This window comes from Brucella pseudogrignonensis, assembly GCF_032190615.1.
In the GTDB taxonomy this organism is placed as follows: domain Bacteria; phylum Pseudomonadota; class Alphaproteobacteria; order Rhizobiales; family Rhizobiaceae; genus Brucella; species Brucella pseudogrignonensis_B.
In genome coordinates, this window is sequence record NZ_JAVLAT010000002.1 from 106,652 (window position 1) to 131,563 (window position 24,912).

The window sequence follows — 24,912 nt, forward strand, 5'->3', positions numbered from 1 at the left end:
TCGAAACGCGCTCTAATGGCCGACCATGGACTCGCCCGAGGCGGCCATGATCTTTTCCTTGGAGACATCAGAGCCGAATTCGGCTGAGATACGTCCACGGTGCATAACAATGATACGATGAGCGATGCTGAGGCACTCGCCGACTTCAGATGTGGTGTAGACAACCGCCAACCCGTCTTTGGCTTTCTCGGCCAGAAGCTTGAACACTTCGGCCTTCGCACCAATATCGATACCGCGGCTTGGCTCATCCAGCAGGATAACCTTCGGCTCAGTCGCCAGCATCTTGCCGATCACGACCTTCTGCTGATTGCCGCCGGAAAGCGAACCGATGGCCGCTTCGCCACCATCCGTCTTGATGTGAACGTTCTTGATCGACTGATCGACGATGTTCTTTTCACGCTTTTTCGAGGTGAAAAGGCCTTTCGTCATTTCACCAATGCTGGCGAGCGACAGGTTACGACCAACTGTCATCGTTTGTACGAGACCATCACGCTGGCGATCTTCCGGCACCAGAACCAGACCCTGATCAATACGCTGCGCAATCGTCAGACCCGCAACGTCCTGGCCGTTGAGCAAAATACTGCCCGAACTTGCTTTCAAACGGCCTGCAACGGTTTCCAGTAGCTCGGTACGACCAGCACCCATCAAACCGTAGATACAAACGATCTCACCGGCGCGCACATTGAGCGACATATTATCGACAAGTGCGAAATCGCCCGACTTATCCTGAACGGTCAGACCTTCAACGGAAAGCGCTACATCGCCCCATTCGTATCCGGTGGGAGGTGAGCCAAGATCGAAGTTTTCACCAACCATGTTGCGAACGATCCATTCAAGATCAATGTCCGCGCGTGGGGCGTAAGCAGTCATTGCACCGTCCCGCAGCACAACCGCATGATCGGTGATCTGCAAGGCTTCTTCGAGATGATGCGAGATGTAAACGATGGCAACGCCACGCGCCGTCAGATCACGAATGACCTTGAACAGCACTTCAACTTCGGAAGCACTCAAAGCAGATGTTGGCTCATCCATGATCAGAATGCGCGAATTGACCGAAAGCGCACGTGCGATTTCGACAACCTGCTGCTGACCAAGGCGAAGTTCTTCAACAGGCGTCAGCGGATCAATGTCTTCTTCAAGCTCAGCTAGCAATTCGCGTGTCAGGCGCTCTTCTTCGGCGAAGTTCACGCCCGACGCACCGCGAATTTCGCGTCCCATGAAAATATTGTCGCGCACATTCATATTCGGCGCGAGGCTTAATTCCTGGTGGATGATCGAAATACCACGATCACGCGCTTCCGAAGACGAGTTGAACACAACCGGTTCACCATCAAGAATGATCGTGCCTGATGTCGGCTGAATAACACCCGACAGAACCTTCATCAGCGTCGACTTGCCAGCACCATTTTCGCCAAAAAGCGTGGTTACCTGACCGCGACGGATTTCAAAGTTCACGCCCTTGAGCGCGTTGATACGCCCATAAGCCTTGGCAACATCGTGTGCAGAAAGAACGACTTCGCCGTGCTTGCCTTCAACTTTGGTTTGAACGGTCATTTTACTTCAAACCCCACCGGCGTAACCAACCAGTTCTTAGGATTAACAAGCTTGAAAACGCCCGTAACGGTCACTGTCTTGCCAACGAGATTATCGACATCTACGCCTTCAAGAACCTGCTTCTTCATCTCATTATTAAGAGCAGAACCAGCATTCTGGAATTCGATCTGGTTCTTAAACTGACCGAATTCGATTGTTCCCGTCGCATCGCGCAGATCAGTACCATTCACTGCCGGGCCAGTCTGAACGCGAATAGCCATACCTTCAGGGAAACCATCGACTTTGATGACATTATAGTTGGACTTGCGCTCTTCAACCGTACCAGTAAACTTGACAGGGATTACCGGGTTTACGCTACCAACGCCGTATTTCTTTCCGGCTGCGTTTTTGTCGGCAGCAAGTGCTGTACCAACTTCAACGGCATCGGCTGCGCGTTCTTCAACGCTGGCCTTAACCTTCGGAAACTCTGCCGCACCATAGGCGTCAGGCGAAAAAACCTGCTGACGCACATCGGCATCAGAACCGATCTTTACCACCTTCGTGTCAAATCCAATTGCACCGATAACCACGACCGCAGCGATCACGCTCCAGAGAACAGCGCGACTTGATTTGGCGGGCTTTGGTGTAACTTGATTAGCTTGTGTACTCATTATCAAACGCCTTCAGCAAATTCTGCCGGATTGTCGTTATAGAAACGGATGATGCGGTTAGGCCTATGCAGCCTCATAACTGCGCGGATGATGCGTAACCTTAGCGACCGCGAAATATCGGGAAGCCAAAGGGGCAAAACAAACAGGAGCAGAAATCTGAAACATAAATCCTCCGCATGTTGCCGGCGCCGCCCCTCCGCGTAAGCCTTCAAACAAATATGCCGCTGTCATGATCTATGATAGCAGCATGTTATCAACTCCAATAATCATGTTATAAAGACATATAACTGTCAATCAGGACTTTTTGAAACGTGTTCCATTTTGCACATTTGAACGCCAAAAATACACGCAACTCCGGCGGATTTAAGCATAAAGGCCGACGCGGCTGCTCCATGCTTCACAAAGAGAAGCAATGGGGAGCGCAGCAAGCAACTAAAATAATTAAGCATTAAAAACAGATATTTATAAGATTTCAAGCGCGAGAAGACACCTATATCACCTTGCATTAAGCTCATCCGAACCATGATTTTTTCTGGCAGAATTCACCTCCATCACCTTTTGGTGAAAAAAAATGCTTATGCACAAAAATTTTACAGACATACCCGTGCCGTTATGTTATCTCCGCTATGCGCGAAAGCCTTTTTTGATTAAAACAATGGGCAGCGAGCGACAAATTTCGTCGCGGGAGGAAATCCAAATGTCCGTCAAGGACCACATTGGGAAAGCGTAATTCAGTCATGCGTGGTCAAGGTGATATAATCATCGGCATCGACGCGGGCACGTCCGTCGTCAAGGCTGTGGCATTCGACCTGAACGGTCGTCAACTCGATTCGGCGGCTGTCCGCAACAAATACGAAACCGGCGAACATGGCGCGGTGACGCAATCACTCTCCCAGACATGGGACGATTGCGCCAAAGCTCTGCGCGGTCTTGCAGAGAAAATTCCAAATCTAAGCACCCGCACCGCTGCTATTTCCGTCACCGGACAGGGCGATGGCACATGGCTGGTTGGGCGCGACAACGAGCCTGTCGGCGATGCCTGGATATGGCTTGATGCACGCGCTGCCAATACTGTTACCAAACTTGCAGCAGGACCGATGAACCGTGCGCGCTTTGAAGCGACCGGCACCGGGTTGAACACCTGCCAGCAAGGCACACAGATGGCGCATATGAACAGTTTCGTCCCGGAACTGCTCGATAATGCGGAAGTCGCCCTGCATTGTAAGGACTGGCTTTATCTCAACCTCACCGGCGTCCGCGCCACAGACCCATCAGAAGCCAGTTTCACGTTCGGCAATTTCCGCAATCGTCAATATGATGATGTGGTTATTGAAGCACTCGGCCTCATTAAGCGCCGCAATCTGCTGCCCGAAATCGTAGACGGCACTCTGACGCAGCATCCTTTGTCCCCCGACGCGGCCGCTGCAACGGGTCTTTTGGCCGGCACGCCGGTGAGTCTCGGCTATGTCGATATGGTAATGACCGCACTCGGCGCTGGCGTTTATTCCGGCACCGCCGATGCAGGTTGCTCGACCATCGGATCAACCGGCGTGCATATGCGTGCGAAGCCTGTTTCCGAGATCAATCTGAATGCGGAAGGTACGGGTTACGTTATCGCGCTGCCAGTTCCCGGCATCGTCACGCAGGTTCAGACCAATATGGGCGCGACGATCAATATCGACTGGATATTGCAGATCGCAGCTGACCTGATGTCGACAGCAGACAAGCCCGTCTCCCTGAGTGATCTGATCCCGCGCCTTGATGAATGGTTTAATGCAAGCCGCCCCGGCGCATTGCTTTACCATCCTTATATTTCTGAAGCTGGAGAACGCGGACCTTTCGTCAATGCCTTTGCGCGGGCCGGCTTTATCGGGCTCTCAAGTCGCGACCGATTCCCGGAACTCGTGCGTTCGGTGGTTGAAGGCCTCGGCATGGCGACGCGTGATTGCTACGCCGCCATGGGCGATATGCCGGCCGAATTGCGCCTGACAGGTGGGGCTGCACGCTCGCGCGCATTGCGCAGCACGCTGTCTGCGGCGGTGAACGCACCTGTGCGCGTATCATCGCGTGAAGAAGCAGGGGCGGCAGGGGCAGCAATGATGGCGGCGGTTGCTATTGGTGCTTACTCCAACATGGAAGATTGCATTGCGGAATGGGTTGCACCGTTGCTCGGTGCTGCCGAAGCGCCTGATGCTGCACAGGCACAACGCTATGCAGAACTGTTTGGCGCCTATAAAGACGCCCGACTGGCTCTAACCCCGATTTGGGACAAACTTGCTGCCGACCGGTAATTCGATGATCGGCTGTAATAACATATTATTTTGCCGGAACTCCGGCATCCGAAGGAGCATGAGATGGCTGAACCGGAAACCTGCGATCTGTTTGTGATTGGCGGCGGTATCAATGGCGCGGGCGTCGCTCGCGATGCAGCCGGGCGCGGCCTCAAGGTTGTGCTGGCGGAAAAAGACGACCTTGCAGAAGGCACTTCGTCCCGCTCTGGTAAGCTGGTTCATGGTGGCCTGCGCTATCTTGAATATTATGAATTTCGTCTTGTGCGCGAAGCGCTGATTGAGCGTGAAGTATTGCTCAATGCAGCGCCGCACATCATCTGGCCGATGCGTTTTGTTCTGCCACACAGCCCGCAGGATCGTCCAGCTTGGCTTGTGCGCCTTGGCCTGTTTCTTTACGACCATCTTGGTGGCCGCAAGAAACTTCCCGGCACTCGCACGCTTGATTTGAAGCGCGACCCGGAAGGCACGCCGATACTCGATCAATACACCAAGGGTTTTGAATATTCAGATTGCTGGGTGGATGATGCCCGCCTTGTCATTCTGAACGCTGTTGGTGCCGCTGAAAAGGGTGCAACCGTTTTGACTCGCACGCCGGTGACATCGGCACGTCGCGAAAAAGGTGGCTGGATCATTGAAACCAAGAACCGCGATACCGGCGAAGTGCGCAGCTTCCGTGCGCGTTGTATCGTCAATTGCGCAGGCCCATGGGTTACAGACGTTATCACCAATGTTGCTGGCTCAAACTCGTCACGCAATGTGCGTCTGGTCAAGGGCAGCCATATCATCGTGCCAAAATTCTGGGCCGGTGCGAATGCCTATCTGGTGCAGAACCACGACAAGCGCGTGATCTTCATAAACCCCTATGAAGGCGACAAGGCACTGATCGGCACCACCGATATCGCTTATGAAGGTCGCGCCGAAGATGTCAGCGCAGATGAGAAAGAAATCGATTACCTGCTCACTGCAGTGAATCGCTATTTCAAAGAAAAGCTGCGTCGCGAAGATGTGCTGCACAGCTTCTCCGGTGTGCGTCCACTGTTTGATGACGGCAAAGGCAATCCATCCGCCGTCACGCGCGACTATGTTTTCGATCTTGATGAGACCAATGACGCACCACTGCTGAACGTATTTGGCGGAAAAATCACTACATTCCGCGAACTGGCTGAGCGCGGTATGCATCGGTTGAAGCACATCTTCCCGAAAATGGGTGGTGATTGGACTCATGATGCACCACTTCCAGGTGGCGAAATCGCCAATGCTGATTTCGAGACTTTTGCAAACAGTCTGCGTGACAGCTATCCGTGGATGCCGCGCAAACTGGCCCTGCATTACGGTCGCCTATACGGTGCGCGCACAAAGAATGTGGTTGCGGGTGCAACTGACCTCTCCGGTCTTGGCCAACATTTCGGCGGCAATCTCTATGAAGCCGAAGTTCGCTATCTCGTTGCAAAAGAATGGGCGAAGACAGCGAACGACATTCTCTATCGGCGCACCAAGCATTACCTGCATTTGACAGAAGCCGAACGGACCGCATTCATCGCTTGGTTCGACAACGCAAACGTAGTTGCTTGAGGATAGTATGGCTTTAACGCTTTCATTAAACACCAATCCGCTTGTGAACCGCTTTGCAGAGCCGGATGATCTGATCGAAACCGTTGCACGCGATCTGCGCCTGCGCGATCTGCAGCTAACACACGAGTTCATCAATCCAAGCTGGCAGGCGTCGACAATTCGCCGCCTCACCCGCGATATGGACAAGGCATTAGAGCGCACTGGCGTCCGCGTAACGTCTGGCATGACGGGCCCCTATGGCCGCCTCAACCATTTCGGCCATCCAGACGCAGATGTGCGCCGCTATTATGTCGACTGGTTCAAAACATTTGCCGATATTATCGGCGATCTCGGCGGAAAGTCGGTCGGCACGCAATTCGCGATTTTCACCTATAAGGATTTTGACAATCCTGAGCGTCGTGAAGAGTTGATTAAGATCGCCATCGACTGCTGGGCAGAAGTTGCCGAACATGCCGCCGGTGCTGGTCTTGACTATGTTTTCTGGGAGCCAATGAGCATCGGGCGTGAATTCGGCGATACAATCGCAGAAAGCATCAAGCTTCAGGATCGGTTAACCGCCACCAATATGGCAATCCCGATGTGGATGATGGCTGACATCGACCATGGTGATGTCACCTCATCGAACCCCGACGATTTTGACCCCTATGCATGGGCGCGTGCGGTGCCAAAAGTTTCGCCGATCATTCACATCAAGCAGAGCCTGATGGATAAGGGCGGTCATCGTCCTTTCACGGCTGCTTTCAACGCCAAGGGCCGGATTCAGCCGGAACCGTTGCTGAAAGCCTTTGCCGAAGGTGGCGCAGTGGACAATGAAATCTGCCTTGAGCTGTCGTTTAAGGAACGTGATCCAAACGACCGCGAAGTCATCCCACAAATCGCGGAAAGTGTGGCCTTCTGGGCGCCACACATTGACACTGGCGCTGGAGTTTTGAAAATATAACTGCAAGAAAACAATAAAGAATCGGGAGCAGGCAGCACAAAAATGGCAGATGCAGAGGATTCCTTAGCCCTTCGTGCGGCCTGGCTTCACTTTATTGGCGGAATGACCCAATCAGCTGTTGCAAAACGGCTGGGGCTTCCATCCGTGAAAGCGCATCGATTGATCGCCAAGGCCGTTGCTGATGGCGCGGTCAAAGTGACTATTGATGGCGATATTTCTGAATGTATCGATCTCGAAAATCAACTCGCTGAAAAATACAATCTCGAATATTGCGAAGTTGCACCCGATCTTGGTGAAGACGCCCTGCCCCTGCTCTCATTGGGCAATGCCGGTGCGGAATTTCTGCGTCGTGAGATTGAACATGGCGACCATGAGGTGATCGGCCTCGGCCATGGCCGCACGCTTTCGGCGGCGGTCAGCCACATGCCGCGCGTAACCGCTAAGGATTTGGAGTTCGTTTCACTGCTCGGTGGCTTGACCCGAAATTTTGCGGCCAACCCGCATGACGTAATGCACCGCATCGCTGAGAAGACCGGCAGACCGGCTTATGTGATGCCTGTGCCTTTCTTTGCCAATACCGCAGAAGATCGCGAAGTGCTGCTGGCGCAAAAGGGCGTTACAACTGTTTTCGATATGGGTTGCCGCGCGGAACTGAAAATTGTCGGTATTGGCACCGTTGATGCTCACGCACAGCTCGTCACATCGGGCGTTGTTGATTTGACTGAGATGGAAGAAATTGCTGAATATGGCGCAGTCGGTGAAATGCTCGGCCACTTCTTTGATAAGCATGGTACGCGACTGGATACTAAGCTGACAGCCCGCACCATCGCCGCATCCGTCGAAAACGCTGATATGAGCCGCATCATCGGTTTGGCTGGCGGCCTGTCAAAAGCCGAGGCTATTCGCTCGGTTTTAAAAAGCGGCCGTCTTTATGGGCTGATCACTGATGAGCGCACCGCAAAAGCTCTTGTGGAGTAAATCGCGCCTCACTCAACAAAACGTCACAAAATAACATTTTATATAGATTATTATGTGATTTTGTGATTTAAGATGGCATCAGAAGCAACCACGCTTTGAGATCGGAATTTTCGTGAAACGCGACGAAAGAAGACAGGCGATCATCAATCTGCTGATAGAAAATCATGCAGTTGATCTGGATGATCTTGCTGATCGTTTTGCTGTTTCCAAAATGACCATTCATCGCGATCTGGACGCACTCGAAGAATCCGGCGTATTGCGCAAAGTTCGCGGTGGCGCGACGATGGATCCCGGCTCGCAGTTTGAAAGCGATTTTCGTTTTCGCGTACAGCAGGACAACGAAGCCAAGATTCAGATGGGCCGCGCTGCCCTTGAACTGATTGAGCCCGGCATGACAGTGATGATCAATGACGGTTCAACTGCAGCAGTTCTCGGCAGCATGCTGGTTGAAAAGCGACCGCTCACGGTGATCACCAATAATGCCGTTATCATCGAAAACCTCAAGGGCGAAGCTGGTATCAATCTGATAGCGCTGGGCGGCGTTTTCTCTGCAAAGTTTAATGCTTTCTTTGGTCTGCTGACCGAAGAAGCGCTCTCCAAGCTCAGTGCAGATTTTGCCTTTATTTCCGCGCCCGCCGTCAACGGACGCCTCGTCTATCACATGGATGAAAACGTCGTGCGCACCAAGCGCGCCATGACTGCATCGGCAACACGCACCTGCCTGCTGGTCAATCATCAGCGTTTTAGACGGACAGCACTTCATGTCATGGCCGATCTCGGCGACTTTGATGCCATCATCACCGATCAGTCTCCCGGTGATGCACTCGTCGCCGATCTGGAGCCAGCCGGCATCAAACTAACAATCGCAGAATAGTTTCTGCGAAACCACATTTACACAAGCAGAAAGAGCATTCGAGCATGTCCAAATTCTGGGTAGGTACGAGCTGGAAAATGAACAAGACGCTGGCCGAAGCCCGCGTTTTTGCAGAAAAGCTGAAAGAAGCCGATGGTGATCGTTCAGCGGATATTCAGCGGTTTGTTATTCCACCCTTTACCTATGTTCGTGAAGTCAAAGACATCCTGGCGGATACATCGGTCAAAGTTGGCGCGCAGAACATGCACTGGGCTGATCAGGGCGCATGGACCGGTGAAATTTCGCCGTTGATGCTCAAAGATTGCAATCTCGACATCGTTGAGCTTGGCCACTCCGAACGCCGCGCAAACTTTGGCGAAACCAACGAAACTGTTGGACTCAAGGTTGAAGCAGCCGTTCGTCACGGTCTGATCCCGCTGATCTGCATTGGCGAAACGCTCGAAGATCGCGAAAGCGGACGCGCTGCGGAAGTGCTTGCTGAAGAGGTGCGCGGCGCACTTTCCAAGCTTTCAGACGAACAGAAGAAAGCCAAAATCCTGTTTGCCTATGAACCTGTCTGGGCGATTGGCGAAAACGGCATTCCAGCTTCAGCAGAGTATGCCGATGCCCGTCAGGCTGAAATTATTGCTGTTGCTGAAGGCATCCTTGGCCGCCGCGTGCCTTGCCTTTATGGCGGCTCGGTCAATCCCGGCAACTGCGAAGAACTCATCGCCTGCCCGCATATCGATGGCCTGTTCATTGGTCGTTCGGCATGGAACGTGGAAGGCTATCTCGACATTTTGGACAAATGCGCCAAAACCATCAAAGCTAATTAAGGAGCATTATCATGAAAGTAGCAGTAGCAGGCGATAGCGCTGGCGAAGGTCTGGCCAAGGTTCTTGCAGATTACCTGAAGGATCGTTTTGAAGTGTCCGAAATCTCCCGCACGGACGCTGGCGCAGACGCATTCTACGCAAACCTCTCGGACCGCGTTGCATCCGCCGTTCTCGACGGCACCTATGACCGCGCCATTCTGGTTTGCGGCACCGGCATCGGCGTTTGCATTGCGGCCAACAAGGTTCCGGGCATCCGCGCAGCATTGACGCATGACACCTATTCGGCAGAGCGTGCAGCGCTCTCCAACAACGCGCAGATCATCACCATGGGCGCACGCGTTATCGGTTCGGAAGTTGCAAAGACCATTGCTGATGCGTTCCTTGCACAGACCTTTGACGAAAACGGTCGTTCGGCTGGCAATGTTGACGCGATCAACGAAGTTGACGCCAAGTACAACAAGTGCTGATCGCCTAATCTCTTGAAAACAAAAAAGCGGCGGGGAAACCCGCCGCTTTTTTATTAAGGTCTTACTCAGCTTTTAGCTGAACTTTGGGTCCAGCGAACCATCGCGATAGCGCTTAGCCATATCCGATAGCGGGATCGGACGAATTGACTGAGCATGGCCAGCGGTGCCGAACTGCTCGAAGCGATCCTTGCAAAGCTTGGTCATCGCAGCCATTGCAGGCTTGAGATATTTGCGCGGATCGAACTCGCTCGGGTCTTCCTGCAACACGCGGCGGATCTGGCCCGTCAACGCCATGCGGTTATCGGTATCGATGTTAATCTTGCGCACGCCATGCTTGATACCGCGCTGGATTTCTTCAACAGGCACACCCCATGTTGGCTTCATCTTGCCGCCGTACTTGTTGATGATTTCCTGCAAATCTTCCGGCACCGAAGACGAGCCATGCATAACAAGATGCGTATTTGGCAGCTTGCGATGAATTTCTTCAATCACGTTCATGGCAAGCACGGAACCATCAGGCTTGCGGCTGAACTTGTAAGCGCCATGCGAGGTGCCCATAGCAATTGCAAGCGCATCAACCTTGGTTTCACGCACAAATTTCACGGCCTCATCAGGATCAGTCAAAAGCTGGTCATGCGAGAGCTGTCCTTCCGCACCATGACCGTCTTCTGCTTCGCCCATACCGGTTTCGAGCGAACCAAGAACACCAAGCTCACCTTCGACGGAAATGCCGCCAAGATGGGACATTTCACTGACCTGACGCGTAACGGAGACGTTGTAGTCCCAGTCAGCAGGCGTCTTGCCATCGGCCTTGAGCGAGCCGTCCATCATGACGGAGGTAAAACCTGCCTGAATTGCAGTCATGCAAGTGGCAGCTTCATTGCCATGATCCAGGTGCACGCAAACAGGGATATGCGGGTAGATTTCCGTGACCGCATCCATCATGTGGCGGAGCATGATATCATTTGCATAGGAACGCGCGCCGCGCGAAGCCTGCAGGATCACCGGCGCATTGGTCGCATCGGCGGCTTCCATAATGGCCAGCGCCTGCTCCATATTGTTGATGTTGAAAGCCGGAACACCATAGCTATGTTCAGCAGCGTGGTCGAGCAATTGACGCAGCGTAATACGTGCCATATGAGTTTCCTCCTGATTAGAGCATGTCGCGGAAAAGTGGGAACCGGTTTTCCGATGACGACATGCGTAGAAATAAAGAACTAGAGCGAACGCGCGTAATATTCGCCGAGCACATCGACTTCTTCCGCAACGCCAAACACCAGCGCGCTGCGCTCGTGATAGGTTTCGGGAACGATATCGAGGATCGGTGTGGAACCGTTGGTCGCCTTGCCACCAGCCTGCTGGCTGAGGAAAGCAATTGGATTGGCTTCATAAACGAGACGCAGACGGCCTTTTTCATAGCCGGGGCGCGCATCGTCCACGTAGAAGAAGATGCCACCGCGTTGCATGATGCGATGCATGTCGCCGACAGCTGCACCCAACCAGCGCATATTGAAATTGCGTCCGCGCGGACCGTCTTTGCCGTTGTAGCAATCATCGACATAGGCCTTCATGCCAGCCGAGAGATGACGATAAACGGATGCGTTATAGGCGAGATCGGACGTGCGCTCAGGAAGAGTCACATTCTTGCGGGTGATCTGGAATATACCGCTGACAGGATCAAGCGTTGCAAAGATCACGCCTTCACCAACCGAAAGCGCAAGATCAATCGAGTTGCCGAACGAGACATAACCTGCTGCCAACTGGCGATTGCCCGGCTGCAAAAACGGCTCATCAACATCAGCAGGAAAAATCGAGAAAATGGTGCCAAGTGGCGCACCAAGACCGACATTGCCTGAGCCATCAAGCGGGTCGATTGCGACAGCAACCAGACCATCAGCTTTGCCCGGAACCGGAAGCTCTGCCTCTTCGGACAGCACCGATGCAGCGCCTGCCGCAATCAGCAATTCTACAAAGAGATTATGTGAGCCAACATCGATGCTCTTCTGCTGATCAGAATCGCTGTTAACGCCAACCAACTTACCCGGATTACCCGGAAGCGAGCCCCGCGCGATGCGACCAGCGAGACGGCCTGATCCAGCCAGAATTGCCTTGACGACATTGCTTGTCGCGAGACGCAAGTGATCTTGGGCTGCCCAAGTATCAAGATATTCGCCAACAGATTGGAAATTATTAACATCTGTGTCGCCAGCCAAAACAAGCGGCGCGTAATTACCTACCATTGTCATTCGCCCTGCTCCCGAAGAAGCTGCGTTTGTGGCATGCAGACTGCACGCTGGGTTTTATTAAAAGCGGGGGAAGCGGAACTCATTTACTGGCAATCTCCATGCAGATGTCTTTAAGACACGCCTTATTGGGCTGAGACATGCCGGAAGTAACACCGTTTTGAGATCATAACAATAATCCCGATAACATTATAACGATTGAAATGTGATCTCGTGTTTTAAAATCATGTTAATTACCGACATGCGACGTCATTTTCGCAAGCGGGAACCACATTGAGACTAAAAACGAGTCACAAAATCATCGAGTGTCTCATATTTTATGGAAAAACATGTCGATTATAACATCTCAGCGCATGAGGATTTCAATGCGCTTTGAGAAGTTGTCGTTAATTTTAAACCATTGGGCTGAAACATAATCAGCTTTGGTTTGATATATTTGTTGTGACAACCTAAACACTGCTCGCTCAGCAAGCAAATATCCTATTCCGACTTGTTCTTATCGGGATTATAGGTGACGAAAAACCGAAAAGATGCCCACAAACCAAGTGCGCCGAACAACATGGCCCAACCGATACTTCCCATAAAAACTTCAAATGCTGCCCAGGCAAGACAGCTACCCGCGATTAAAACCCGCGTCCACAAGGGCCGAAAGCGCGGATCATCAAACTCAAACATTGTTCAACCTTCTTAGTTTGTAACCCGCCGCAAACTCACGAAAATTTGGTGGTATCGGATAAACATCAACTTCAACGTCAGAAGCTATTGACCTACCCTTGAAAAGCATGCCGTGAAAGGGGTAATTTCGCGCCAGCAAGATGACGCTCAGTCAGCGCACGCTCCTCGACAATCGAATATCGGAAACGAAAGAGCTTTGCGGGGCGACCGCCAGTTTCACTATCGCTTTCCCCCGTTTCTTCAATCAAATCTTGCTGCTCAATCAATCGTCTGAAATTCTGTTTGTGAAGGCGCAAACCAGCAAGCGCTTCGACGGTTCTCTGAAGCTGTAATAAAGTGAAGCTATCCGGCATCAATTCAAAAACCACTGGGCGATATTTAATCTTTGCGCGGAGGCGTGCAATCGAGGTCGCGAGAATACGCCGGTGATCAGCAAACATATGCAACCCACTGGGAAAGTCACTGTCGACAGCCTCACGGACAAGACCAGCTTCGTAAAGCAGCTCGTAGCGCTGCAGAACAAAATCCTCGTTCCAGCCCTCACCATCAAGCCCGAACGAAAAAGCAATACGGCGTGAGCGTTGCAAAGCCTGATCGGGCGAAGCCTGCTGCGCCCAGCGACGAAGCCCCTCACTTAGGTCGATCAAGATGTCGGGTCGACCTTGTCGATGGTCTTCCCAAGGCAAATAATCATACCATCCACGCCAACTGGCCTCATCCGCGTCGGTATAAACTTCACGAACAAGACCAAGGTAACTGATCGAGATCGTACGCTCACCTGGTTGATGTCTATCACGATCAGCAAACGTATAAAGCTGCTCTAGATAACCCACAGGATGCGCTGTCTCTTTTTGTACCCATGCACGCAGCCCAGCCTGTAATGACTTATGCTCTATTTCAAATGGGCCTGACGGAAGTGCATGCCCTTGCCGCACAGTCATCACACGCGGTTGCTCCGCTGTAACGGCGGTCAACACCGCAATAAGTTCAGTATGGGCAATATCATACGACAATAATGGCTGCTTTCGTCAAAATGCTCTGACTTATAGTCAACCAAATAGTAAAATATAGTTTTTCAATAGGCTACCGCAGATCTCCCATCGAAACGCAGTTTTCAGTGAAAGAGTGTTCAAAACGGATGGTCATGGTGTCACATCAAACCCAAACCATTTCATCGACAATCGTTTGATTGTGCCATCCGTTTTTGCAGCATCAATGGCTTCGTTAAAATCCTTAAGCAATTGTAGGTCGCTTTTTCTGATGCCAACGGCCACGCCCCGACCAAGCATGCTACCCAAATAGAATGGCCCTGTGAGCACGAGCTTTTCATATCCTGGAATTTTAGCTGTAGCGCTTAAAAATGTTCGGGAATTAACAACTGCGTCTATCCTGCCACTCATCAAGTCCAGAAGAGCTTCTTCACCAGTCCTATATTCTCGTACAGAAAACGCATCCGGGAAATATGCCTGTACAAGGGCATCAGCTACGGCTCCTTTAACGACGCCCACAATGGCTCCGCTCATAGCGGTACGTATTTCTTTCACCGTGCCTCTCGCAATGCTTGGGTCTTGCGAGAGAAACAAAGTTTTGCCGGCTAGCGGCAAGTTCTGATACCGCCCTCCCTTGATCGTGGCAAATGCCTGCGGCGTAAGACTGTAGGAATCCGAAAAATCGATAATCTGCTCGCGCGCAGATGTTGCGGTCAAAGCGGCCATGATGACATCAAATTTTCCTGCATTCAGCCCGGTTATCAGGCCATCAAATGGCTGCGCTACGAACGTGCATTCAACTTTCATGTGTTGGCAGAGATAACGGCCGAGTTCAACTTCGTAGCCGTCCAGGGTGCCATCGGGCCGCGTAAAATTGTAGGGACGAAAATAACCCTCCGTGGCAATAAACAGATGCGCCGCAGCAAATGCGTGCTCCGTCAAAACCAAGGATATAAGGCCGGTAAAAACCACAGAAGCAACGCGCTGAAAACGTTTCATCACAAAACCTGAAATAAATAATGAGAATATTTCAGATATTCAGGTGATTTTTACAAACGCAATTTCTTGGGTGCAAAGTAAAACGCCGCCCAATGGGCGGCGTTTCAATAAGTTTACATCGTTCAGATTACGGCGTTACGTCGAAGCCGAACCACTTTTCGGAAAGCTTCTTGATCGTGCCATCAGCCTTGGCTGCTTCAATAGCTTCGTTAAACATCGCCTGAAGTTCTGGCTCGTTCTTGCGAATACCGACAGCCACACCACGACCGAGAATACCGCCCTTGAAGAAGGGGCCAGTCATAACAAGGTCTTCATTGCCCGGCTTCTTTGCTGCATCCGAGAGGTAGGCGAGCGACGCAACCACGAGATCGACGCGACCGGACTTCAGATCGAGATCATGTTGATCGGTGGTCTTGTATTCACGAATATCTGTCGAATCCTTGAAATACTTATCCAACAGTGAAAGACCAAGCGAGGCGGTCTGAACGCCAACAGTGCGGCCCTTAATTTCAGCCGCAACTTCATCGATCACCTTCTGGGAAGCCGCTTCATCCTTGGCGAGATAAAGCGTTTCGCCTGTATGTGGCAGCTTCGCAAACGGGCTGTCTTTCAATGTTGCGAATGTCTGCGGCGTCAGGCCATAGGAAACAGTGAAATCAATGGTTTCTTCGCGCTTTGGCGTAGCGGTAAGGCCAGCCATGATAGCATCGAACTTGCCAGCATTGAGTGCTGGAATGATGCCGTCAAAAGGCTGTGCAACCAGCGTGCACTCGACCTTCATACGTGCGCAAAGATCTTTGTAGAGATCAACTTCGTAACCATCCAGCGTGCCGTCTGGCTTGGTGAAGTTATACGGACGGAAAGCGCCTTCCGTCGCAATTGTGATCTTGTCCCACTTCTTGCCTTCTGCATGTGCAGAAGCCGTTGTAAGAACCAGTGCCGAAACGAACAGGGCTTTAAACAATCCCATAGTCTTCATTGGGGTCTTCATTTGACTTACCTTATAACAGTTATTTGCTGACCCGCCTTTTGGCATAGATCAGCAATGTTTGAAATAATCAGGCTGCATTTTCGTGGCTGATAAACTTGCGGAAACGCTCGGATTTTGAATTTCCGAACACCTCTTCAGGCGCGCCGTCTTCTTCGACAAGACCCTGATGCACAAAAACAACGCGATTGGACACATCACGGGCGAAACCCATTTCGTGCGTAACGACCAGCATGGTGCGGCCTTCTTCTGCAAGCCCGCGCATAACGCGCAGCACTTCACCGACCAGTTCCGGATCAAGCGCCGAGGTCGGCTCATCAAACAGCATAACTTTTGGCTTCATGGCGAGCGCACGCGCAATGGCTGCGCGCTGCTGCTGACCACCAGACAAATGCGCGGGGTAGAAATCGCGCTTGTCTGCAATGCCAACCTTGGCGAGCAAAGCTTCCGCTTCTTCCACGCACTCGATACGCGAACGGCCCTGCACATAGATCGGTGCTTCAATGATATTTTCGAGAATGGTCTTGTGCGACCAGAGATTGAAGCTCTGGAACACCATGCCAAGTTCAGAGCGGATGCGCGAAACCTGTTTTTTATCTGCCGGATACGCTTCGCCCTTTGAGTTCTTCGCCATGCGAATAGTCTCGCCCGAAACAGTCACAGTACCAGACGTCGGCGTTTCCAGCAGATTGATGCAGCGCAGGAACGTCGATTTGCCGGAGCCGGAAGATCCAAGGATCGAAATCACTTCACCTTCGCGCGCTTCCATAGAAATGCCCTTGAGCACTTCGTTGGCACCGAAGCTCTTGCGCAGATTTTCGACTTTCAGAGCCACCGGTGATGTTGGAGACACAAGTTTACTCACGATGATTTTCCTTCGGTGGCGGTTTTGACGACGGGCTGGCGCAGATAGGGCGTGAGCTTATATTCAGCAAACATGAGGACACGTGTCAGAATGAAATTTATGGCGAGATAGATAGCGCCCGCAATCACGAACACTTCAATCGCACGATAAGATTCTGCGATCAGCTTGGCGGCTATGCCTGTTACTTCCATCAAGGTGATGATGGAGGCCAGCGACGTCGCCTTGACCATGGAGATCATTTCATTGCCATAACCGGGAAGCGCCTGACGGATGGCGAGCGGCATGACAATACGGCGGAAACACGTGAAGCGAGACATACCACAGGCTTTGGCCGCTTCGATCTGACCACTTGGCACGGACAAAAGGCCACCGCGGATGATTTCACTGGCATAGGCTGCATTGTTCAAGGTGAGCGCAATGATTGCGCACCAATATGGTTCGCGCAAGATTGGCCACAGGAACGAATAGCGCACTGCCGGAAACTGGCTAAGGCCGTAATAAATAATGAATATCTGAACCAGCAGCGGTGTGCCGCGAAAGACAAACACGTAAAGACGCGCGATCCAGTCGAGAACTGTAACGCCCGAAAGACGCATCAATGCAAAAAGCAAGGCCAGAACCGCGCCAAAGACAATCGAGCTTACCGCAAGTTGAAGAGTCAGCGGCACGCCGCCAATCATCTGCATGAAGGCTTCTGAATAGAACTGCAGGTTCATGATGCCCTCCGGACGCCGCGTGAGAAGTGGCGTTCAGCCTTCTGCAAAATGGTGCCGGAAACGGACGAAATCAGCAGGTAAAGCGCGCCAGCTATGAGGTAGAAGTTAAAGGGCAAGCCAGTCGAGCCAGCGCCGATCTGTGCCTGACGCAGAATGTCCACAACACCAACAACGGAGATCAGCGCCGATTCCTTCAAGGCAACCTGCCAGACATTGCCAAGCCCTGGCAGCGCATGGCGCAGCGCAAGCGGTGCAATGATGCGGCGGAACTTGAGCGCTTGTCCCATGCCGCAAGCAGAGGCTGCTTCAAGCTCACCTTTGGATACCGCCCGAAATGCTCCACGCAGCACTTCGGTATGGTGAGCACCACAGGAAATGCCGATGGCTAGAACGCCTGCAAGAAACGCCGGAAAGCCAATAAAACCTTGCGCACCAAAGAAACGGCCAATCGCTGTGACTGCGGCACTGCCGCCGAAATAGAACAGATAGATCACCAGAAGATCGGGAATGCCGCGAATGATCGTGGTGTATGCATCTGCAACACCACGTAGCGTCCGTCCGCCGGAGATTTTGGCCCATGCTGCGAATACGCCAATGATCGCGCCAAGCAGATAGCCCAAAACGGACAGCGCGACGGTGACGAGCACCGCCATCATCAGCACATAGCCCCAGCCATCAGGCCCGAAGCTCAGAATATCGAGAAAAGCCTTCATGATGCCTCAGGCTGTGTGGGGGATAGGGAAATAAACGTCATCTTGTTTGCCGGGTGTCTCATTAGGCTGGTGCTTACTTATCCGAAACAGGCAAGGCAGGTTGAACATTATCAGGGATCGGATTCACAAAAACAGCACCGTTCAATGTCTTTACATGATCTTGCTTGGCTTTATCGATCTGCTCCGGGTTGCGGAACAACTCTATCGCAGTGCTGCCCATAATCTTCGCCGCATGCGCCATGCCCTTATGCGCCGCGGGCAATTTACCCTGTGCCACCATCTGCCACGAATGCAGCGGCGTACCAATTGCACAAGTTACACCGCGCATCTGAACCGTTGGAACGACCCAGCTTACGCTGCCCACATCTGTAGAACCAACAAGCGAATTATCCCCCTTATAGGGCTCATAGACACCTTCGCAAAGTGCAATTTCAGCATTTGGTTGAACACCAAAACGGCGAAATGCATCGGAGATGTCTTCTTTGGTCAGTGTTGCCTGAAAGCGCTTTGCCGTTTCGCGATCCTGATCATCAAAAACCGGCGGACCAAGGCGATCAAGCTCTCGCTGCATCAATTGTTCCAGCGCTGGATTGCCAATGAGATTGGCATCACCGCTGACAATCTCGCTTTTGACCGTGGTTTCCGTCATCAAAGCCGCACCCTCCGCGATCTTTTTGACGCGCTCCAGCAGAACCTGCATCTGCGGCAGATCGAGCGCACGGATCAGATAGCGCACGCTGGCTTTCGCCTGCACGACATTGGGTGCAAAACCGCCCGTATCAGTGACGGCATAATGGATGCGTGCGGATGACGGCATATGCTCACGCATATAGTTCACACCGACATTCATCAGTTCCACGGCATCGAGCGCGCTGCGCCCCAGATGCGGAGCGGATGCAGCATGCGCTGCTCGGCCTGTGAAGTTGAAATTGATTTCGTTGCAAGCCAGTGAAACCGGATCATTAACACCCGCAAATGGTGCCGGATGCCAGCAGAAGGCAATATCGACATCATCGAATAAGCCTTCGCGCACCATAAAACCCTTGGCCGATCCGCCTTCTTCGGCTGGGCACCCATAATAGCGAACCCGTCCCTTGATACCATGGGCTTCTAGATAATCCTTGACTGCTGCCGCGGCCAGAAGCGAACCGGAGCCAAGCAGATTGTGGCCACAACCATGCCCGTTGCCGCCAGCTTCAATCGGCTGCTCTTCCACCACACCTGCAAACTGGCTCAAACCGGGAAGCGCATCAAATTCGCCAAGAATAGCGATGACCGGACCATCTTCACCCGCCTCGCCCATCACGGCAGTCGGCAGGCCAGCAATACCACGCTGAACACGGAAGCCTTCGGCTTCAAGCTGCGCCGCATGCGCGTCGCTCGATTTATATTCTTCGTAATTCGTTTCAGGGTTATCCCAAACCGTATCGCTCAGTTCGAAATATGCAGCGCTTTTCGCGTCAACAATGTCCCAAATGTCGTGGTGATTTTTCAACTTGGCTCTATCGCTCGCGGCTCATATTTTCGGACTTGCGGGAGAAGAGGCAGGTCAAGGACAGTAAGAAGACCAGGATACAACTCCCCATTTCGCCGAATTTTTATGGCTGAAATGTCTTGTCTGACTTCTATCACAGAAGAGAACGCTCCTCCCGAGCTGTACCTAGAGGTACTCCATATGAATGGCAACAGATATGAGTAAAATTGAACAAAACACACAGCGCAACCAACATTTTGGTTGGCAAAATTATCCATATTGAAAAGAAGCCGTGGACTTTGCAGGAATCAGCTTTACCAAAAAAAGCCGTATGACGGTGTCATACGGCATTCCAGGTTTCATCAGATCAGACTTAGAAGTCCCAGTCTTCGTCTTCGGTCGCAACAGCCTTGCCAATCACATAGGAAGAGCCGGAGCCAGAGAAGAAGTCATGGTTCTCATCGGCATTTGGCGAAAGCGCCGAGAGGATTGCCGGGTTGACCTTGCAGGCCTCCGCCGGGAACAGGGCTTCATAACCAAGGTTCATCAGCGCCTTGTTGGCATTATAATGCAGGAACTTTTTGACATCTTCAGTCAAACCGACGCCGTCATAAAGCGCTTCGGTATAACGCACTTCATTGTCGTAAAGCTCCAGCAACAGATCAAAGGCAAAATCCTTGATCTCCTGCTTCTTGGCTTCATCGAGTTTCTCAATCGCGCGCTGATATTTATAGCCTATATAATAACCATGAACGGCTTCATCGCGGATGATCAGGCGAATGAGGTCAGCCGTGTTGGTGAGCTTTGCGCGGCTTGACCAATACATCGGCAGATAAAAGCCCGAATAGAACAGGAAGCTTTCCAGAAACACGCTGGCGATCTTCTTCTTGAGCGGATCTTCGGCGTTGTAATTCTCCAGGATAAGCTGCGACTTCCTTTGCAGGAATTCGTTTTCTTCCGACCAGCGATAAGCATCGTCTACGTCAGGCGTCAGGCACAGCGTCGAGAAGATTGACGAGTAAGACCGCGCATGAACCGCTTCCATAAACGAAATGTTCGACAAAACAGCTTCTTCATGTGGCGTGGAGGCGTCATCCATCAGTGTCACAGCACCGACGGCGTTCTGGATCGTATCCAGAAGCGTCAGGCCCGTGAACACACGGATGGTGAGCTGCTTTTCTTCGGCTTTGAGCGTTTCCCACGACTGAATATCGTTGGACAGCGGCACTTTTTCCGGCAACCAGAAATTGCCAGTCAGACGGTTCCAGACTTCGAGGTCTTTGTCGTCTTCGATCCGGTTCCAGTTGATGGCGCGAACCACAGCCGGCTTTTTCGCATTGTCTTTTTTAAACTGCATATTCATTTGTCTCTACCTTGATTGGGATCGCGTGAGATTCTGGCTAAGGCGTGCCGAAAATGGTGGGGTTCGAGAACCGGAGCGCAGCGTACATAAAGTACGTGAGCACCGGCTCCCGCATGACGCCGAAAAGTTGCAGACTTTTCGGATAAGATCATGCGGAAAAACTTCTAACGCCATTTAGAGGCCGCCAGAGCCTAAATATCCGCGATCCTAAAGGGCGCAGGAAACGCAGCCTTCTACCTGCGTACCTTCGAGCGCCATCTGGCGCAGGCGGATGTAATAAATCGTCTTGATGCCCTTCTTCCACGCGTAAATCTGCGCCTTATTGATATCGCGCGTGGTGGCGGTATCACGGAAGAAAAGTGTCAGCGAGAGACCCTGATCGACATGTTGCGTCGCCGCTGCATAGGTGTCGATGATCTTTTCCGGGCCAATCTCATAGGCATCCTGATAATATTCAAGATTGTCATTCGTCATGAAAGCAGCCGGATAATAAACGCGGCCAATCTTGCCTTCTTTACGAATTTCGATCTTGGAAACGATCGGATGGATCGAAGAGGTCGAGTGGTTGATGTAGGAGATCGAGCCTGTTGGTGGAACGGCCTGCAAGTTCTGGTTATAAAGTCCGCCTTCCATGACGGATTTTTTCAGTTCCTGCCAGTCTTCCTGCGTCGGGATCGCAATACCCGCATCTTCAAAGAGCTGGCGCACCTTGTCGGTTGCTGGCTCCCAGACCTGATCGGTATATTTGTCGAAATATTCACCCGTCGCATATTTCGATTTCTCAAAGCCCTTGAACGACCTGCCCTGCTCGACCGCAATGCGGTTGGAAGCGCGGACAGCGTGATAGGCCACCGTGTAGAAATAGATATTGGTGAAATCGATGCCTTCTTCCGAACCATAGAAAATGCGTTCGCGCGCGAGATAGCCGTGCAGGTTCATCTGGCCAAGGCCAATCGCATGGCTTTCGTCATTGCCACGGGCAATCGAAGGCACCGAACCGATATGGCTCATATCTGCAACAGCTGTCAGGGCACGGATAGAGGTTTCAATGGTCTTGCCGAAATCCGGGCTGTCCATAGCTGCTGCGATGTTGAGCGAACCGAGGTTGCAGGAAATATCCTTGCCAAGATGCTCATAAGACAAATCATCATTGAAGATGCTGGCTTCGCTGACCTGAAGAATTTCCGAGCAAAGATTGCTCATCGTGATGCGGCCGTCAATCGGATTGGCGCGGTTCACCGTGTCTTCAAACATGATATAAGGATAGCCGGATTCAAACTGAATTTCCGCCAGCACCTGGAAGAAGTCACGCGCGTTGATCTTCTTCTTGCGAATACGGCCGTCATCGACCATTTCGCGGTATTTTTCGGTGATCGAAATTTCGGTCATCGGCACGCCATAAACGCGCTCAACGTCATAAGGCGAGAAGAGGTACATATCCTCGTCGTTCTTCGCGAGTTCGAACGTGATGTCCGGGATCACAACGCCAAGCGACAGCGTCTTGATGCGGATTTTTTCGTCTGCATTTTCGCGCTTGGTATCGAGGAAGCGCATAATATCCGGGTGATGGGCGTGCAGATAAACCGCGCCCGCGCCCTGACGCGCACCAAGCTGATTAGCGTAGGAGAATGAATCTTCGAGCAGCTTCATCACCGGAATAATACCGGAAGATTGGTTCTGGATTTGCTTGATCGGCGCGCCGGCTTCGCGAATATTGGTCAGGCTCAGGGCCACGCCGCCGCCGCGCTTTGAAAGCTGGAGGGCGGAATTGATGGAGCGACCAATCGATTCCATGTTGTCTTCAACACGCAACAGAAAGCACGAGACGAGTTCGCCGCGCTGCTTTTTGCCCGCGTTGAGGAAGGTTGGCGTTGCTGGCTGATAACGGCCTGAAATAATCTCATCGACCATTTCGCGCGCATGCTGTTCGTTACCGCGGGCAAGGGCTAACGCCACCATACAAACGCGGTCTTCGTAGCGCTCGAGATAGCGCTTACCGTCAAACGTCTTCAGCGTATAGCTGGTGTAATATTTGAACGCGCCGAGGAAGGTCGGGAAGCGGAATTTCTTGTCATAAGCATGATCGAAAAGATCACGCACAAAATTGAAGGAATACTGATCCAGCACTTCCTGTTCATAATAGCCTTCATCCACCAGATAATCGAGCTTTTCACGCAGATTATGGAAGAACACAGTGTTCTGGTTGACGTGCTGCAGGAAATATTGCTGCGCGGCCTGGCGATCGCGATGCAGCTGAATCTTTCCCTCGTCATCATAGAGGTTCAGCATGGCATTCAGCGCATGATAATCCAGCGACGTCTCCGTAAGCTTCTGCGGCTTGCCGCCCGATGCAGCGCCAGATACTGGGGATGACTCTTGCTTTTCCGAAGCGGCGACCGTCTCGCGCTCACGGGTCAGGGTTGTGTCTGCCGTGTCCAAAATCGTTCCATCCCGTCTTTAACATTGTCAATGTCTTCATCCGTTCCCAACAACTCAAAGCGATAGAGGTAGGGAATCTGACATTTTTCCGAAATTATTTTGCCTGCAAGGCCAAAGCCTTCGCCGAAATTGCTGTTCCCGGCGGCGATAACACCGCGAATAAGCGACCGGTTCTCAACATCGTTAAGAAAGCGGATGACCGGCTTGGGAACAGCGCCTTTCGCACCACCACCGCCATAGGTTGGTGTCACAAGCACATAAGGCTCGTTCACCCGCAACAGGCCAGCATCGTCATCATGGTTTTCCAGCGGAATGCGCTTTGAGCGCATCCCCAGACGCATCACAAAACGATGCGTGTTTTCCGAACGACTGGAAAAATAGACGATCTGACCCATAACAAACCCCGGCAGTAGTTGAGGCTTATGCGAGCGAGCTGATCATATCCGGGCGGAACCCGGCCCAGTGGGATTCACCAGCAACAACAACCGGCACCTGTCGATAGCCAAGACCCTGAACCAGATCATATGCATCGCTGTCTGCAGAAATGTCGATGACAGCATATTCAATGCCCTGACGATCAAGCGCGCGGGTGGTGGCGGTGCACTGGACGCAAGCTGGCTTGCTATAAACGGTGACGTTCATTTTTTCCTCACTGGGGATAGATTGGGAAGGATTACAAACTGGAACAAAGACGCAAAAAACCGCACGCATTGCAAAATGCGCGTGACAAAAACTATAATTAAGAGGTAGCACGCTCTAAGCGCGCATCCTGTTCTTTAGCCCGTAAAGGGCGGACCAGAACTGGCCAGTTTTGAATTCCTGTTCGACATGCTTTTCACCCCGAAGCTTTTGAGGGGATATCCAGGGCGGCAAAAGACGCGGCAAAAACTTTGCCAACATTCTATCACGCACCAACCGACACCCCGCCCGTTGACGTTCTTGTTCAAGGCAGGTCTCCTGGCTCACGACTTAACGCCTTTGCCCACCTTCCCGGTATCACCCAGTGGCATTCGGACATCGGCTAACCGCTTACAGTTGCGGGGGCAGCTACGGCTTAGCCAGATCCATCATGGATATGGTGCACCGTATTCCCATCTTCGCTTCAATTCTCACGAATCGTAAGAACCTTGAACACAATATATAGTATCTGAAGTTAAAAACTCGTCAACGGATAGACGGATCAAATTTATTTAATGTTGGCTAATTTGAGGCTTGCCTGTGAATAGCAGGGATATCTACCGCTTCTGTCCACAGATCGGCGGAACCTATTAGGGACTGCCCATCTTGTGTGGGATTCGCCAAAGCTC

General features: G+C 52.0%; 23 protein-coding genes and 1 riboswitch. Of the genes, 7 read left to right on the forward strand and 16 right to left on the reverse strand.

All coding sequences use genetic code 11. The features are described from left to right. Positions 1–12: 12 nt before the first annotated feature. Positions 13–1,554, reverse strand: coding sequence for a sugar ABC transporter ATP-binding protein (locus tag RI570_RS11895; protein WP_313828751.1), 1,542 nt, complete (start codon positions 1,552–1,554; stop codon positions 13–15). Next, positions 1,551–2,204 (reverse strand): DUF2291 domain-containing protein, encoded by a 654-nt coding sequence (locus tag RI570_RS11900; RefSeq protein ID WP_313828753.1) that lies wholly within the window; start codon positions 2,202–2,204, stop codon positions 1,551–1,553. The genes RI570_RS11895 and RI570_RS11900 overlap by 4 nt, the downstream gene beginning before the upstream one ends. 737 nt (positions 2,205–2,941) lie before the next feature. Here RI570_RS11900 and RI570_RS11905 point away from each other — a divergent pair. The 7 genes from RI570_RS11905 (at position 2,942) to RI570_RS11935 (ending at position 10,141) form a co-directional block, all read left to right on the forward strand. Beyond that, positions 2,942–4,495, forward strand: coding sequence for an FGGY-family carbohydrate kinase (locus RI570_RS11905; protein WP_313828754.1), 1,554 nt, complete (start codon positions 2,942–2,944; stop codon positions 4,493–4,495). Positions 4,496–4,558: 63 nt separating this feature from the next. After that, a complete protein-coding gene (locus tag RI570_RS11910) occupies positions 4,559–6,067 on the forward strand; it encodes a glycerol-3-phosphate dehydrogenase (RefSeq protein WP_313828755.1) in 1,509 nt (502 codons plus the stop codon). Between the two features lie 7 nt (positions 6,068–6,074). Continuing rightward, positions 6,075–7,007 carry a TIM barrel protein gene (locus RI570_RS11915; RefSeq protein ID WP_313828756.1) on the forward strand — a complete coding sequence of 311 codons (933 nt, stop codon included), beginning with the start codon at positions 6,075–6,077 and terminating at the stop codon, positions 7,005–7,007. 42 nt (positions 7,008–7,049) lie between these two features. After that, on the forward strand, positions 7,050–7,985 hold the full coding sequence (locus tag RI570_RS11920) for a sugar-binding transcriptional regulator (RefSeq protein ID WP_313828758.1): 936 nt from the start codon (positions 7,050–7,052) through the stop codon (positions 7,983–7,985). A gap of 112 nt (positions 7,986–8,097) precedes the next feature. Next, a complete protein-coding gene (locus RI570_RS11925; RefSeq protein WP_313828759.1) occupies positions 8,098–8,859 on the forward strand; it encodes a DeoR/GlpR family DNA-binding transcription regulator in 762 nt (253 codons plus the stop codon). Between the two features lie 44 nt (positions 8,860–8,903). Further along, on the forward strand, positions 8,904–9,674 hold the full coding sequence (locus RI570_RS11930) for a triose-phosphate isomerase (protein ID WP_313828761.1): 771 nt from the start codon (positions 8,904–8,906) through the stop codon (positions 9,672–9,674). Between the two features lie 11 nt (positions 9,675–9,685). Further along, complete coding sequence (locus tag RI570_RS11935) at positions 9,686–10,141, forward strand: RpiB/LacA/LacB family sugar-phosphate isomerase (protein ID WP_094540588.1); 456 nt, start codon at positions 9,686–9,688, stop codon at positions 10,139–10,141. A gap of 72 nt (positions 10,142–10,213) precedes the next feature. Here RI570_RS11935 and fba read toward each other — a convergent pair whose 3' ends face one another. The 14 genes from fba to nrdH all read right to left on the reverse strand — a co-directional run bounded on the left by fba (position 10,214) and on the right by nrdH (position 24,247). Next, complete coding sequence (gene fba, locus RI570_RS11940; RefSeq protein WP_064321482.1) at positions 10,214–11,278, reverse strand: class II fructose-bisphosphate aldolase; 1,065 nt, start codon at positions 11,276–11,278, stop codon at positions 10,214–10,216. 80 nt (positions 11,279–11,358) lie between these two features. Continuing rightward, the gene (locus RI570_RS11945) at positions 11,359–12,387 is read right to left on the reverse strand and encodes a class 1 fructose-bisphosphatase (RefSeq protein WP_313828762.1); all 1,029 of its coding nucleotides are present in this window, start codon (positions 12,385–12,387) and stop codon (positions 11,359–11,361) included. Positions 12,388–12,864: 477 nt separating this feature from the next. Beyond that, a complete protein-coding gene (locus RI570_RS11950; RefSeq protein ID WP_313828764.1) occupies positions 12,865–13,059 on the reverse strand; it encodes a DUF3329 domain-containing protein in 195 nt (64 codons plus the stop codon). Positions 13,060–13,151: 92 nt separating this feature from the next. Next, entirely contained in the window at positions 13,152–14,072 is a 921-nt protein-coding gene (locus RI570_RS11955) for an NrtR DNA-binding winged helix domain-containing protein (RefSeq protein WP_313828765.1), read from the reverse strand. A gap of 129 nt (positions 14,073–14,201) precedes the next feature. Then, positions 14,202–15,047: a transporter substrate-binding domain-containing protein gene (locus tag RI570_RS11960; RefSeq protein WP_313828767.1), complete on the reverse strand. Its 846-nt coding sequence runs from the start codon at positions 15,045–15,047 to the stop codon at positions 14,202–14,204. A gap of 127 nt (positions 15,048–15,174) precedes the next feature. After that, complete coding sequence (locus RI570_RS11965) at positions 15,175–16,026, reverse strand: transporter substrate-binding domain-containing protein (RefSeq protein ID WP_313830007.1); 852 nt, start codon at positions 16,024–16,026, stop codon at positions 15,175–15,177. Positions 16,027–16,105: 79 nt separating this feature from the next. Continuing rightward, on the reverse strand, positions 16,106–16,900 hold the full coding sequence (locus RI570_RS11970; protein WP_313828768.1) for an ABC transporter ATP-binding protein: 795 nt from the start codon (positions 16,898–16,900) through the stop codon (positions 16,106–16,108). Further along, positions 16,897–17,616: an ABC transporter permease gene (locus RI570_RS11975; protein ID WP_313828769.1), complete on the reverse strand. Its 720-nt coding sequence runs from the start codon at positions 17,614–17,616 to the stop codon at positions 16,897–16,899. The genes RI570_RS11970 and RI570_RS11975 overlap by 4 nt, the downstream gene beginning before the upstream one ends. Then, on the reverse strand, positions 17,613–18,329 hold the full coding sequence (locus RI570_RS11980; protein WP_313828771.1) for an ABC transporter permease subunit: 717 nt from the start codon (positions 18,327–18,329) through the stop codon (positions 17,613–17,615). Before RI570_RS11980 ends, RI570_RS11975 begins: the two co-directional genes overlap by 4 nt. 73 nt (positions 18,330–18,402) lie before the next feature. Beyond that, positions 18,403–19,824 (reverse strand): M20 family metallopeptidase, encoded by a 1,422-nt coding sequence (locus RI570_RS11985; protein WP_313828773.1) that lies wholly within the window; start codon positions 19,822–19,824, stop codon positions 18,403–18,405. 352 nt (positions 19,825–20,176) lie between these two features. Beyond that, the gene (gene nrdF, locus RI570_RS11990; RefSeq protein WP_313828774.1) at positions 20,177–21,166 is read right to left on the reverse strand and encodes a class 1b ribonucleoside-diphosphate reductase subunit beta; all 990 of its coding nucleotides are present in this window, start codon (positions 21,164–21,166) and stop codon (positions 20,177–20,179) included. A 207-nt stretch (positions 21,167–21,373) separates the two neighbouring features. After that, positions 21,374–23,605, reverse strand: coding sequence for a class 1b ribonucleoside-diphosphate reductase subunit alpha (gene nrdE / locus RI570_RS11995; protein WP_313828776.1), 2,232 nt, complete (start codon positions 23,603–23,605; stop codon positions 21,374–21,376). Next, positions 23,581–24,000, reverse strand: coding sequence for a class Ib ribonucleoside-diphosphate reductase assembly flavoprotein NrdI (nrdI, locus tag RI570_RS12000; protein WP_313828778.1), 420 nt, complete (start codon positions 23,998–24,000; stop codon positions 23,581–23,583). The genes nrdE and nrdI overlap by 25 nt, the downstream gene beginning before the upstream one ends. A gap of 25 nt (positions 24,001–24,025) precedes the next feature. Further along, on the reverse strand, positions 24,026–24,247 hold the full coding sequence (nrdH, locus tag RI570_RS12005) for a glutaredoxin-like protein NrdH (RefSeq protein ID WP_250041769.1): 222 nt from the start codon (positions 24,245–24,247) through the stop codon (positions 24,026–24,028). A 287-nt stretch (positions 24,248–24,534) separates the two neighbouring features. Next, positions 24,535–24,750: riboswitch (cobalamin riboswitch) on the reverse strand. Positions 24,751–24,912: the final 162 nt, after the last annotated feature.